This window comes from Conexibacter woesei Iso977N (assembly GCF_000424625.1).
GTDB classification, from domain to species: Bacteria; Actinomycetota; Thermoleophilia; order Solirubrobacterales; family Solirubrobacteraceae; genus Baekduia; species Baekduia woesei_A.
On the sequence record NZ_AUKG01000002.1, the window covers coordinates 1678800 to 1691607 of the forward strand.

Genomic DNA, 12808 nt, shown 5'->3' on the forward strand with positions numbered 1-12808 from the left:
GCTTAGCGGCGGAGGCCGAGCTCGGCGATGAGGGCGCGGTAGCCCTCGAGGTCGTTCTTGCTCAGGTAGTTGAGCAGACGACGGCGCTGGCCGACCAGCATCAGCAGGCCACGACGCGAGTGGTGGTCCTTCTTGTGCTCGCGAAGGTGCTCGGTGAGATCGTTGATCCGCGCGGTCAGCAGGGCGACCTGGACCCGGGTGCTCCCGGTGTCCTGGGCGTTCTCCCCGAACTTGGCGACGATCTCCTGCTTGCGGTCAGCGGTCAGCGTGCTCATGTGCGGCGCGGAAGGTTAGCAGCCGTCAGCCGGCGACGATCGCTCGCGCCTCGTCGACGTCGGCATGCATCTGCTCGACGAGCGCATCAACGGATTCGAATCTGCGTTCTCCCCGCAAACGGCGCAGGAACTCGACCCGGATCTTCTGACCGTAGAGGTCGCCGGACCAGTCGATCAGGAACGCCTCGATCAGCTCGCCGCGGCCGGTGACGAACTGCGGGCGCACGCCGACGTTGGTCGCGGCCGGGACGACGGTGCCGTCCGGGAGCTTCGCGCGGCACGCGTAGACGCCGTGGCCCGGGGTCACGTAGCCGGGGCGCGGGACGAGGTTCGCGGTCGGGAAGCCGAGCGTGCGGCCGCGCTTGTCGCCGTGCTGGACCTCGCCGTCGACCGCGAACGGCGCGCCGAGCAACGCGTCGGCGTAGTGCACCGCGCCGCCGGAGACCAGCCCGCGGATGTGCGAGGAGGAGACGACCTCGCCGTCGACCTCCAGCAAGGGCACCACACGCGTCTCGAAGCGTGGGTCGTCGCGCAGCATCTGCGCGTCGCCCTGGGCCTTGTGGCCGAAGCGGAAGTTCTCCCCCACGCTCACGTGCGTCGCGGCGACGCGTTCCACCAGCACATGCTCGACGAAGTCCCTGGCGTCCTGGGCGGCGAACGCGCCGTCGAACGGGATCACCACCAGCTCCTCGACGCCGAGCGAGGCGACCAACTCCGCCTTGCGATCGAGCGTCGTCAGCAGCTTGGGCTCCGAGCCCGGAGCGACCACCGACTGCGGGTGCGGATCGAACGTCACGACGGTCTCCGCACCCGCGATCACCTCCCGGTGACCGAGGTGCACACCATCGAACGTCCCGATCGCGACCTTGCGCGGCCGCGGCTCCACGTCGGGGAGGTACGTGAGCTTCACGCCCGGAAGCCTACGCGGGGCTTGGCGCGGGCGGCGGTGACGTCGGACACGCAGACCGGATCGCCGGCCGGATCGAGGAGCAGGAGGCGGCCGTCGGGGGTGCCGGAGGGCAGGTCGACGACCTGGCCGTGGCCCGCGCGGCGGGCGGTGTCGTCGTCGAGGGTGATCGTCGGCAGGACCTGGGAGAGCGCGGTGCCCAGCGGGACGATCGTGGGTTCCCACGGCTCCGTGTCCGCGCGGTCCGGTGGCGGCGCTGCGTCCTCGACGCGATACGGGCCGATCGCGGTGCGGCGCAGCTCGACGCAGTAGGCGTCGTGGAGGTCGGCGATCAGGGAGCGGACGTAGGTGCCCGACGAGCAGGCGATCGCGTAGGCCGCGCGGCCCGCGTCGTCGTCGCGCCAGAGCTGGTCGAAGCGGGTCACGGTGACCGTGCGCTCGGGCACCTCGACCTCCACCCCGGAGCGGGCCAGCGCGTAGGCGCGGCGGCCGTCGATGCGGATCGCGCTGTAGGCCGGAGGCCGCTGCGTGACGGCGCCGGTCGGGAGCACGGCGTCGCGCGAAGGGATCCGGCCGGTCTCCACCAGCTCGCCCTCGGGATCGCCGGTCGTCGACGTCCACCCCAGCCGCGCGACCGTCTCGTACTCCTTGCCCAGCTCCATCAGCCACTGCTGGATCCGCGTCGCGCGCCCGAGCAACACCAACAACAACCCGGTCGCGAACGGGTCGAGCGTCCCCGCGTGGCCGACCTTCACCCCGCGCGGCAGCGCACGCCGGACCCGCGACACGACGTCATGCGACGTCGGCCCCGCCGGCTTGTCGACGAGGACCACCCCGTCCAAAACGGCGGCGTCTCCCCTAGCGCGACGACAGCGCCAGCTGCGCCGCGATCTGCTCGCGCAGGAACGCGACCAGCTCGTCGTCGCCCAGCTCGGTCGTGAAGCCCGCGGCCTGGCGGTGCCCGCCGCCGCCACCGGCGCGGGCGATCGCGCTCACGTCGACCTCGCCGTCGGTGGAGCGCAGCGACACCTTCTTGCGGATCCCGCCGGACTCGACCTCGCGGGCCAGCGCGGCGACCTTGGTGCCCTCGACCGACCGCAGGTGGTCGATGATGCCCTCGGTGTAGGAGTCCTCGGCGCCGACCGCGTCGAAGTCCTCGCGGGTCACCCGCGCGACGGTCAGGCCGCCGTCGTCGAAGCGCTCGACGCGCGCCAGGGCACGCCCCAGCAGCTCCAGCTTCGCGTACGGCATGTCCTCGTACAGGCGCCGGTAGATCGCGTGCGAGTCGACGCCGGCCTCGATCAGCTCGGCAGCCATGACGTGCGCGCGCGGCCCGGTGTTCTCGTACATGAACCGGCCCGTATCGGTGACCAGTCCGACGTACAGCGCATCCGCGATGTCCTGGTCGGGCTCGACGCCGAGCGCCCTCATCAGGTCCCAGACGATCTCGGTCGTGCAGGCCGCGTCGGCGTCCACCAGGTTGACCGTGCCGAAGCGCGTGTTGTCGTGGTGGTGGTCGACGTTGAGGATGTGGACGTCGTCGCCCTTGACGATCCCCAGCGGGTTGCGGTCGATGTTCCCGCAGTCCAGGTAGATGATCGTGCGCTCGGGCAGATCGACGGGCGGCACCGTCGACAGCCCGGCGAGGTCGAAGAACCGGTACTCGTAGGGCAGCGGGAACTCGTCGGCGGCCATCAGCATCACGCTGTCCTTGCCGAGCGCCGTGAGGATCCGGTGCATCGCGACCAGCGAGCCGAGCGCGTCGCCGTCGGGATGCTCGTGGGTCACGAGGCAGAACCCATGCCCGGTCCGGATCTCCTGAAGCACGCGCTCGCGCGCGGCCGCTGCCCCGTTGCGGTTCATGAGTCCTCGTCCTCCGTGACGACCGTGACGTCCTCGATCAGCGCCTCGAGCCGCGCGGCGCGGACCGCGGTGTCGTCCAGCTCGAACTCCAGGGTCGGCGTGCGCTTCATCCGCAGCTCGCGGGCCAGGCGAGCCTGGAGGATGCCGTGCGCTGACGCCAGCCCCTCCAGGGTCGCGGCCTGCTCGGCCTCGGTCCCGAAGACGCTGACGAACACCCGCGCATGACGCAGGTCAGCACTCGTCCGCACATCGGTAACTGTCACGAATCCGACCCGTGGGTCCTTGAGAGATTGATTCACGGCATCGCCGAGCACTTCGCGGACGGCCTCGTCCACGCGGCGCATGCGCGCTCCTCCAGGGCTCATCCTATATCCCAGACTACGACGGCTGGAGCTGTCGCTCCACCTGCCGCGTCTCGTACACCTCCAGGACATCGCCTTCGCGGATGTTCTGGAAGTTGTTGAGCACGATGCCGCACTCGTAGCCGGCGGCGACCTCGCGGGCGTCGTCGTTGAAGCGGCGCAGGGTGTCGACCGTCGTCTCCCCGATGACCGTGGCATCGCGGATGACCCGGACCTTCGACCCGCGGCGCACGACGCCGTCGGTGACGTAGGAGCCGGCGATGATGCCGATCTTGGAGGCGCGGAACGTCTGGCGGATCTCCACGGTGCCGATCGTGTCCTCCACGATCTCCGGCGCCAGGAGGCCGGTCATGGCCGCCCTGAGGTCGTCGAGCGCCGCGTAGATCACCGAGTAGTTGCGGATCTCCACGCCCTGGCGGTCGGCCAGCGCGGCCGCGTCACCCACCGGCCGCACGTTGAAGCCGATGATGACGGCCTCCGATGCGGCGGCGAGCATGACGTCGGACTCGTTGATCCCGCCGACGCCGCTGTGCAGCACGTCGACACGGACCTCGTCCTGCGGCAGGCGGGCGATCTCGTCCTCGAGCGCCTCGACCGAACCGGCGACGTCGCCCTTGATGACGAGCGGCAGCTCGGCGGCCTCTTCCTGACGGGCACGGCGGAAGACGTCCTCGAAGGAGACCTTGCGGCCCGAGCGGCGTGCGATGGCCTCGGCCTTCTCACGCGTCTCGCGCTCGGCGGCGATGCGACGCGCCTCCTTGTCGCTCTCGGCCACGCGGACGACCTCGCCCGCGGCGGGGACGCCGTCGAAGCCCAGGATCTCCACCGGATCGCCCGGGACCGCTTCGGTCACGCGCTCACCGCGGTAGTCGATCATCGCGCGGACGCGGCCCGGCTCGGGGCCGGCCACGATCGACTCGCCGACGCGCAGCGTGCCGCGCTGGATCAGGACCGTCACGACCGGGCCGCGGCCCGGGTCGAGCTTGGACTCGATGACGACGCCCGACGCCTCGGCGGTCGGGTTGGCCTCGAGCTCCTCGAGCTCGGCGACCACGAGGATCGTGTCGAGCAGGTCCTCGAGGTTGGTCCCGGCCTTGGCCGAGACGTCGACGTACTCGGTCTCGCCACCCCACTCCGACGGCTGGAGGCCGCGCTGCGTGAGCTCGGTGCGCACCCGGGTGGGGTCCGCGCCCTCCTTGTCGATCTTGTTGACCGCCACGATGATCGGGACGTCGGCCGCGTTCGCGTGGTCGATCGCCTCGTCGGTCTGCGGGCGCGCGCCGTCGTCGGCGGCGACCACGATGATCGCGATGTCGGTCACGCGGGCGCCACGGGCACGCATGGCGGTGAACGCCTGGTGGCCCGGGGTGTCCAGGAACGTGATGGTCTTGCCGTTGTGGTGGACCTGGTAGGCGCCGATGTGCTGGGTGATGCCACCGGCCTCGCCGGCGGCGACGTCGGTCCTGCGCATCGCGTCCAGCAGCGACGTCTTGCCGTGGTCGACGTGACCCATGATGGTCACGACCGGCGGGCGCTCGACGAGATCCTCGTCGGCGTCGTCGTACTCGATCTCGTCGTCGGCCTCGTCGGACAGGGAGACGATCTCGATCTCCTTGCCGAGCGCGTCGGCGACCAGCTGGATCTCCTCGTCGCCCAGCGTCTTGGTCACCATCGCCAGCACGCCCATCGACATGAGCTGCTTGATGACGTCCGGGATCGGCACGCCGAGGTACTCGGCGACGTCCTTGACGGTGGAGCCGGAGTTGATGCGGACCGTGTCGATCCGCGTCATCTGGTCGACGGCCAAGACGTCCGGCGTCTCGGGCATCGGCGTGCGACGACGGCGACGACGGCGACGCGGCGGACGCTGCGGCGCGGGGCCGGGCCCACCGCCGGGGCCGCCACCCGGACCGCGGCGTGCGGCCTGGGAGTCGATCACGACGCGGCGCTTGCCGGCGCCCGGACCGCCCTCGGAGCGCATGCCGCCACGCGTCGGACGGCCGCCCGCGCTCGCGGGCACGGACTGCGTCTCGTCGCGCTTGGGGCGCCTCGGGGGCTCCGGGACGGAGATGATGCGCGGGCCGGCGCCCTTCTTGGGCGGCTCGACGTGCGGGACGATCCTCGGGCCCGTGTCCTCCTTGCCCTTGGCGCCGGGCTTGCCCTTGGCGCCCGGGGTCGCCGGCTTGGCCTCGGCGGCGGCGGGCTGCTCGGCAGGCGCCTCGGCGGCGGGCTGCTCGGGCTGCGGCGCGACGACGCGCACCGGCTCACGGCGCAGCGACTTCTTGCCGGCGCGCGGGACGCTGCCCTTCTCGGGCGCGCCGGAGCGCGCCGGGGCGGGCCTGGCGGGACGTGCGGGCTCGGCCGGGGCGGCGGGCGCCCTCGGCGCCTTGGCCTTCGGCTGCCTGGGCGCGGCGGGCTGCTCGGCGGGCGCGGCGGCCGGAGCCTCCGGCGCCTTGGCGGCGGGCTGCTTGGGCGCGGCCTTCGGGGCCTGCGTCTCGGCGGTCGGCTGCTGGGCCGCGGCGGGCGCGGTCGGCTGCGGCGTCTCGACGGGCGCCGTCGGCTGCTCGGCGGCCGGGGCCGCGGGCTGGTCGGTCGGCGCGGTGCGCGCCTGGCCGGGGCCGGAACGGCCCATCTGGCGGCGCGGGTCGACCGGCAGGTCGTCGAGGACGGGACGGCGCGGGACGGGGCGCGCGGGCTGCGGCGAGCCGCCGCGGGCACCCTGGCCGCCACCCTGCGCGCCACGCGCCGGGGCCTGGCCCGGACGCACGGGAGCGCCACGGCCGGCGGGAGCGTTGCCGCGCACGGGCGCGCCGCGCCCGGCGGGGGCGCCGCTCTGGCCCGGACGGACCGGCTGGCCGCGACCGGCCGGCGGGCGCACGGGCGCGCCGCGGCCCTCAGGCGGGCGCACGGGTGCGCCTCGGCCTTCGGCGGAGCGCGCCGGCTGGCGCCGGCCCTCGGGCGGCGTGTCGCCGCTCTCGGCCTTCTCGGAAGTCTTTGGTGCCGGGGCGCCGTTCCCAGCTGCGGAAGGGCTGCCGATCGCGCGCAGCGCGTCGGCCTCCTCTACCGAGGAGGCAGCGGCCTTCACATCGAGGCCGGCAGCCTGGAGCTTGTCGAGGAGGTCCTTGCTCGGGATCCCCTGCTCCTTGGCGATCTCATGGATTCGCTTCTTTGCCATGCAGTCTGATCGATTCTACGAAGTCTTCGGAAATGTCAGCACGTCCCCGCAGGGCACGGCCGATCGCGCGCCGCTCGATCGCGCGCTGGGCACACCCGGGGCCGCACACATATGCGCCACGCCCGGGCAATGTCGCTGCCGGATCCGCCACGACCCGACCCGCCACCGCAACAAGGCGCAGCAGCTCGGCTTTGGGACGGATCGTCCCGCAGCCGATGCAGCGCCGGTGCGGAGTAGAGCTTACGACGCCGGCTCCTCGGCCTCGTCGACGACGTCCGACTCCTCGGCTTCGACCGCGACCTCTTCGGCCTCGACCTCCGCTTCGGCGTCTTCGCCTTCGACCTCGGCCTCGGGGTCCTCGGAGTCGAGCTCGGCCTCCGCCTCGACCTCCGCTTCGGCGTCCTCGGAGTCGAGCTCGCCGTCGGGCTCGGCGGCCTCGGGCGCGGGCTCGAGGCCGTCGTCGTCGGCGTACTCGCCGTCGTCGTCGCCCTCCTCGACGACCAGCTCCTCCTGGTCGCCGTAGAGCTCCTCGGCGCGGGTCACGATGTCGACGACGTCGTCCCAGGTCTTGTCGGGATCCGACAGGTCGCCGATCTCCTCGTCGGAGAGCGGCTCCAGGATCGCGACGGCCGCGGTCGTGAAGCGCGACAGCGCCTGGTGCTTGGGCAGGCCGCAGAACGGCGAGCCCGGCAGCGCCTCGTTCGGGCAGCGACGGCCGCGGACGGAGAGCGCCTGGCAGCGGCCACCGACCTCCTCGGCACCCTCTCCGCCGTAGTCGTCGGTCGACTGCGCGGTCTGCGCGAAGTCGGTCTCGGACTTGATGTCGATCCGCCAGCCCGTCAGGCGCGCGGCCAGGCGGGCGTTCTGGCCCTCGCGGCCGATCGCCAGCGAGAGCTGGTCGTCGGGGACGATGACCGTCGCCTGCTTGGACTCGTCGTCGACGAGCACCTCGCGGACGCGGGCGGGCGACAGCGCCTTGGCGACGAACCGGGCGGGCTCGTCGTTGTAGGGGATGATGTCGATCTTCTCGCCGCGCAGCTCGGAGACGACCATCCGGACGCGCGAGCCGCGCGGGCCGACGCAGGCGCCGACCGGGTCGACGCCGTCGGCGTGCGAGACGACCGCGATCTTCGAGCGGTAGCCGGGCTCGCGGGCGACGTTGGCGATCTCCACCAGACCGTCGGCGATCTCCGGCACTTCCAGCTCGAACAGCTTCTTGATCAGCTCGCCGTCGCGGCGGCTGACGATGATCGACGGGCCCTTCGTGGAGGGTGAGACCTCCTTGATGACCGCCTTGACGCGCTGGCCGTGGTCGTAGCGCTCGCCGTCGACCTGCTCGCCCTTGGGCAGCAGCGCCTCGACGCGGTCGCGCAGCTGGACCAGCGTGTAGCGGGAGTCGGACTGCTGGACGATGCCGGTGATCAGCTCGCCCACGCGGTCGCGGAACTCCTCGAACATCATGTCGCGCTCGGCTTCGCGGATGCGCTGCAGGATCACCTGCTTGGCGGTCTGCGCGGCGATGCGGCCGAAGTCGTCCGGGGTGTCGTCGATCTCCTCGATCCGGTCCCGGTACTGCTCGAACTTCGCCGGGTCGATCTCGGGATCCTGCGGCTCGACCTTCTCACCGGTCTCGGGGTCGTAGTACGACTCCTCCTCGATGGTCTCACCGATCAGCTCCGCTTCCAGATCCTTCGGGATCCGGTAGCGGATGACGACGAAGTCGCCGGTCTCCTGATCGACCTCGACGCGCGCGTAGCGGGCCGCGCCGGGCAGCTTCTTGTAGGCCGAGAGGAGCGCGTCCTCCAGCGCGGCCAAGAGCTTCTCGGGGGAGATGCCCTTCTCGCGCGCCAGCGCGGTCATGGCTTCCAGGATGTCGCGGGACATTGGTGCTCCTGCTCCTAGGACTCGACGAGGTTGGATCGGGAGATCGCGTCGTACGGGATCGACACGACGCCGGTGCCTGCTGCGACCGTCACCTCGGTGTCGGACGCTCCCACCAACTCACCGGTGAACGACTTGTGGCCGTCGTGCGCCTCACGCGTTCGCACGCGCGCACGCCGACCGATGAACCGCCGGTAGTGATCCGGCTTGCTGAGAGGACGCTCCGGGCCGGGCGAGGAGACGGTCAGGCCGTACTCCTCCAACAACTCCGGCAGGGCGTTCGTGACGCGCTCGCACAGGTCGAGCGTCACGCCTTCGGGATGGTCGATGTAGAGCTCCACGTTGCCGTCCTGGAGCTCCGCGAGCAGCACCTCGACCTCGGGCTCGCGCTCGGCGAGCTTGCTCTCGATCTCAGCCTGGATGGTGTTGCTCATCAACCCTCCCCTCTCAAAATGAAAGAGCGGGCTATCGCCCGCTCCCTGTACATCACCGGCGACGAGGCGCCGGCACGGAAGTTGTCCTCGCAGAATAGCAGCGTCAGGCCGCTTTGCGCCGTGCCTGGTCGCGGTATTTCCTGTAGTCCGCCCGCTGGGGCTGGAGGGTCGCGGCGAGCGCCAGCGGCTTCAGCGCCTCGGCGTCGCGGCCCAGCTGCTGGTAGGCGCGGCCGAGGCAGAACAAGGCGTAGTCGTTGGTCGGCGCGTGCTCGACGACGGCCTCGAACTCGGCGACGGCCTCCGAGTAGCGCTGGGCCAGGAACAGCGCGCGGCCATAGGCCTCGCGGACCGAGTCCTTGTCCGGTGCCAGCTCGCGGGCGCGCCCGAGCGGGACGGTCGCCGCGTGGTGGTCGCCGGACTCCAGGAGCTCGGTGCCTTGCCGGAACAGCTCGTAGGCGCCTGGATCCTCACTCGTCATGGTCAGCCAGTGTATGCGCGGCGGCGGCGCGGTCTCAACGCGTCCCACACCTCCGCGGACCGCGGCGGCAGCGCCCACAGCGCGCGCAGCCGGCCGCGCAGCCCGAGGCCCGCGGCCAGCTCGCGGCGCAGCGCGCGGCGCTGTGCGGGAGTCGTCGGGACGGCGCCGCGGCCGTAGCGCGCGACGCGCAGCGTCCGGACGTAGGCCAGCGCGCCGTCGCTGCCCGCCAGCAGCGTCTCGACGCGTGCCAGCGTCAGGTCGGGCGCCGTGTCGCGGCCGGACCGGACGAGCGCCATCCGCAGCTCCTCGAGCTCCGGATCGCCGGAGCGCGCGAGCATCCGCCGGCGCCGGACCGAGGCCACCAACAACGCGATGAAGGCCACCAAGATGATCACGGCCAGGACGCCCAGCGCGGTCCAGCTGGTCCCGCCACTGCTCCTCTGCGCCGACGTGCCGCCCGACGTCGGGTCGCTCGTGCGGTCGCTGCTGGGTGCCGCGGCGCCCTTGCTCACCGGCGTCGTCGCCCTGACCGCCAGCGTGTCGGTCGTCTGGCCGCGCGCGGGCGAGTCGCCCGGCGTCGGGTCGAACGTCACCCAGCCGATGCGCGGGAAGTAGACCTCGACCCAGGAGTGCGCGTCGTAGTCGCGCAGCACGTGGTCCCTGCCGTCGTGCGAGCCGGGCGAGAAGCCCGCGACCACGCGCGCGGGCGCGCCGGCCATCCGCAGCAGCAGCGCGGTCGCGCCCGCGAAGTGCTGGCAGTAGCCCGCGTGGTCGCGGAACAGGAACGCGTCGAGCGGCGCGAGCCTGCCGGGCGGAGGCGGCGTCTCGGTGTAGCGCGCGCCGCGGTTGACGCGGGCCATCACGTTCTGGACCAAGTCGTAGGGGTCGGTCGACGCGGCGGCCAGCTGCTGGGCCAGGCGGAACTCGCGCGCGTAGGACGAGGCGCCCATGACGTCGTCGGCGTTCATCTGCTGGAACCCGTAGCGCCCCTGAGCGAGGTTCGAGGTGCCCGAGCCGTAGGGCGCGAACTGGACCCTGAGGTCGTCGCCGTAGCCGGGCGTCGGCGGGACCGACACCGTCAGCTGGCGGAAGACCCACGGCGGGTAGCGCGTCCCGGCGCCGTGCAGCTCGACGGTCCCGGGCGTCGGGTAGTAGACGGTGGCGTCGTAGCCGTCGCCGCGCTTGAGCGGCCTGCCGTCGGAGACCCACGTGCCCGGCGTCGCCTCGACCGGGTGCTTGCTGGCGTGGTCGATCGCCAGCGTCGTGCCCGCGCCGACGAACGGCAGCGACTTCAGCGCCTTGATCTCGACGTGGAACGTCTGCGTCCAGCCGGGATGGCCCGCGGAGATCTCGGTGTCGTCGGAGTCGCCGAGCACGCCCCTGGCCTGGACCCACTCGCGCCCGTCGAAGTCCTCCAGGTTCTCGGTCTTCATGTACAGCTCGCCCCTGACGCCCTGCACCCGCGCCATCTCGGTGCCGTCGCGCGGCCAGGTCAGCGGCGCGTAGCTGTGGTTCCAGGAGAAGGTGGTGGTCTTGCCCGCCTGCAACGACTCGGCGAGCGCCTCGTAGTCGACCCACGGCCGGTCGGAGGCCAGATGCGGCGCCAGCAGCGCCGAGGCGAGGATCGCGGTCAGGCCGAGGCCGATCGCCGCGGTCGCCTCGCGGCCCTGGAGGCGGTCGGCCCACAGGAACGCGGCGAGCAGGACGGCGAAGACGAGCCCGTCGAAGTACGGGTGGCCGGGCCGGTGCTCGATGATCGCGATCGCGTAGGTGGCGGTCAGCAGCGCGGCGGCGCCGAAGCGCCGCGGGTTCGGCTTGAGCGCGAGGACCGCGGCGGCCAGCAGCAGCACGCCGCCGCCGGCGATCAGGACGACCAACACCCACATGTCGGACCCGCGGTAGGGCATCCGCAGCGCGGGCAGCGTCCCGATGCCGTCGCCGATCCCGCTCGCCAGCGCGTCCCAGTGCCAGGGCTTCAGGTACCAGCCGGGCACGCCGGCCAGCGCGAGGATCACGACCAAGGACACCAACAACGCCGCGGCGGCGGCGGGCAGCCGCCAGCGCCGGCGCGCGCCGTCGAGCTCGAGCGCGGCGGCGGTGGCCAGGCCGCCGATCACCGCGACGACGAACAGCGCGACCAGCTTGCCGCCCGACGACGGGCGCGTGATCGCCGCCCAGTGCGTCGCGCCGAACAGGGCCAGCGCGCAGAAGGCGACGAAGCGGACGGTCCAGGCGTCGGCGCGCAGCGCGACGCCCGTCCCCGCCCCGCTGCGCAGCGGTGCCGGAACCGCGCTCACGCGACCGCTCCCCCGGTCGCGGCGGGCTCGGGACCGCGGCGGGCCTCGCTCAGCTCGTAGCCGAGGCAGCCCGCGACGCTGAACGCCGCGCGCCGGCCGGCCAGCTCGCCGGGGATGACGAGCACGCGGCCGCCGCCGGGCGCGTGGGCCAGCGCGCGCGGCGGGCGCGACAGGCGCCGCGCGGCGACGTAGACGATCGGCCCGCGCCGCGCCGCCAGGCCCGACAGCGGCGGCGGCGAGCCGCCCTCGACGAGCGCCAGGCGCGCGTGAAGGTGAGCCCATCCCACCAGTCCGGGATCCATCGCGGCCGGGCGGCGGTCGCCGGGGATCATCAGCGCGCAGCCGCCGGCACGCGCGAGGTGGACGGCCAGCGACGCGGTGGCGCGGACCGCGGCGTCGAGGTCGTCCTCGCTCGCGGCCCCGCGCGGGTCCAGGACGACGAGCGGGCGCGTGTCGCTGTCGGCGCGCAGGCGCCGCTCCAGCAGCTCGCCGCGCTTGGCCAGCGACGGCCAGTACATGCGCGAGGCCGGCGTGCCCTCACGCGCTTGGCGCAGGCCGTCGAGCTCGATCTCGGCCGCGACCGAGGAGCGGCGCCCGAGCTGCAGCGAGCCGGACCCGTCGCCGCCGCCCGACGGCGACAGCACCGGCTCGATCCGCGGCAGGATCAGCACCTCGTCGGCCGCGACGTCGGTCCCGCGCGCGACGCGCACCATCAGGCCGAACGGGTCGCGCACCGCGACGCGCGGCGAGGTCAGCACCTTGCGCCCGCGCCTGGCGAAGCGCACGTCGATGTGCACGCGGGTCAGGCGCCGCCCGGTCGCCAGCGGCGCGGGCGCGGGCAGCAGCGGGTCGAGCAGCGCGCCGGTCGGCAGCGGGCGCGTGCCGGTCACGCGCAGCACGACCGGGACCGGCTCCTCCTCCATCGCGCGCGTCACGCCGACCGTGCGCGAGACCGCGATCCCGCGCGCGCCGCCGACCACCCACAGCAGGCAGCCCAAGGCCACCAACACGAACGCCGCGCCGGCGACGTAGAGCGGTTGCGCGTCGAGCGTGCCCGCGACGACGATCAGCAGGACGCCGAGTGCCGCGGTCCGGAGGAGCGGGCGGGCGGTCTCCTCCATGGCCGATGAACCCGC

12 protein-coding genes are annotated in these 12808 nt (G+C 73.0%); all 12 read right to left on the minus strand.

The features are described from left to right. Positions 1 to 2: 2 nt before the first annotated feature. Entirely contained in the window at positions 3 to 275 is a 273-nt protein-coding gene (rpsO, locus tag H030_RS0120495) for a 30S ribosomal protein S15 (protein ID WP_035128032.1), read from the minus strand. Between the two features lie 25 nt (positions 276 to 300). Next, the gene (locus H030_RS0120500; RefSeq protein ID WP_051223247.1) at positions 301 to 1185 is read right to left on the minus strand and encodes a bifunctional riboflavin kinase/FAD synthetase; all 885 of its coding nucleotides are present in this window, start codon (positions 1183 to 1185) and stop codon (positions 301 to 303) included. Beyond that, entirely contained in the window at positions 1182 to 2015 is an 834-nt protein-coding gene (gene truB / locus H030_RS33925; RefSeq protein ID WP_231398491.1) for a tRNA pseudouridine(55) synthase TruB, read from the minus strand. The genes H030_RS0120500 and truB overlap by 4 nt, the downstream gene beginning before the upstream one ends. Before the next feature lie 25 nt (positions 2016 to 2040). Then, the gene (locus H030_RS0120510; protein WP_027007486.1) at positions 2041 to 3045 is read right to left on the minus strand and encodes a DHH family phosphoesterase; all 1005 of its coding nucleotides are present in this window, start codon (positions 3043 to 3045) and stop codon (positions 2041 to 2043) included. Continuing rightward, positions 3042 to 3389, minus strand: coding sequence for a 30S ribosome-binding factor RbfA (rbfA, locus tag H030_RS38545; protein WP_081690978.1), 348 nt, complete (start codon positions 3387 to 3389; stop codon positions 3042 to 3044). Before rbfA ends, H030_RS0120510 begins: the two co-directional genes overlap by 4 nt. Before the next feature lie 34 nt (positions 3390 to 3423). Next, positions 3424 to 6582, minus strand: coding sequence for a translation initiation factor IF-2 (gene infB, locus H030_RS38550; protein WP_027007488.1), 3159 nt, complete (start codon positions 6580 to 6582; stop codon positions 3424 to 3426). Continuing rightward, complete coding sequence (locus H030_RS40720) at positions 6560 to 6799, minus strand: YlxR family protein (RefSeq protein ID WP_081690979.1); 240 nt, start codon at positions 6797 to 6799, stop codon at positions 6560 to 6562. The genes infB and H030_RS40720 overlap by 23 nt, the downstream gene beginning before the upstream one ends. A gap of 23 nt (positions 6800 to 6822) precedes the next feature. Further along, complete coding sequence (gene nusA, locus H030_RS33930) at positions 6823 to 8466, minus strand: transcription termination factor NusA (RefSeq protein ID WP_051223251.1); 1644 nt, start codon at positions 8464 to 8466, stop codon at positions 6823 to 6825. A 14-nt stretch (positions 8467 to 8480) separates the two neighbouring features. Next, positions 8481 to 8897: a ribosome maturation factor RimP gene (gene rimP / locus H030_RS0120530; RefSeq protein ID WP_035128038.1), complete on the minus strand. Its 417-nt coding sequence runs from the start codon at positions 8895 to 8897 to the stop codon at positions 8481 to 8483. A 103-nt stretch (positions 8898 to 9000) separates the two neighbouring features. Further along, complete coding sequence (locus H030_RS0120535) at positions 9001 to 9375, minus strand: tetratricopeptide repeat protein (protein WP_035129028.1); 375 nt, start codon at positions 9373 to 9375, stop codon at positions 9001 to 9003. A gap of 2 nt (positions 9376 to 9377) precedes the next feature. Further along, entirely contained in the window at positions 9378 to 11672 is a 2295-nt protein-coding gene (locus H030_RS0120540; protein ID WP_027007491.1) for a transglutaminase-like domain-containing protein, read from the minus strand. Continuing rightward, on the minus strand, positions 11669 to 12793 hold the full coding sequence (locus tag H030_RS0120545; protein WP_027007492.1) for a DUF58 domain-containing protein: 1125 nt from the start codon (positions 12791 to 12793) through the stop codon (positions 11669 to 11671). Before H030_RS0120545 ends, H030_RS0120540 begins: the two co-directional genes overlap by 4 nt. Between the last annotated feature and the right edge of the window lie 15 nt (positions 12794 to 12808).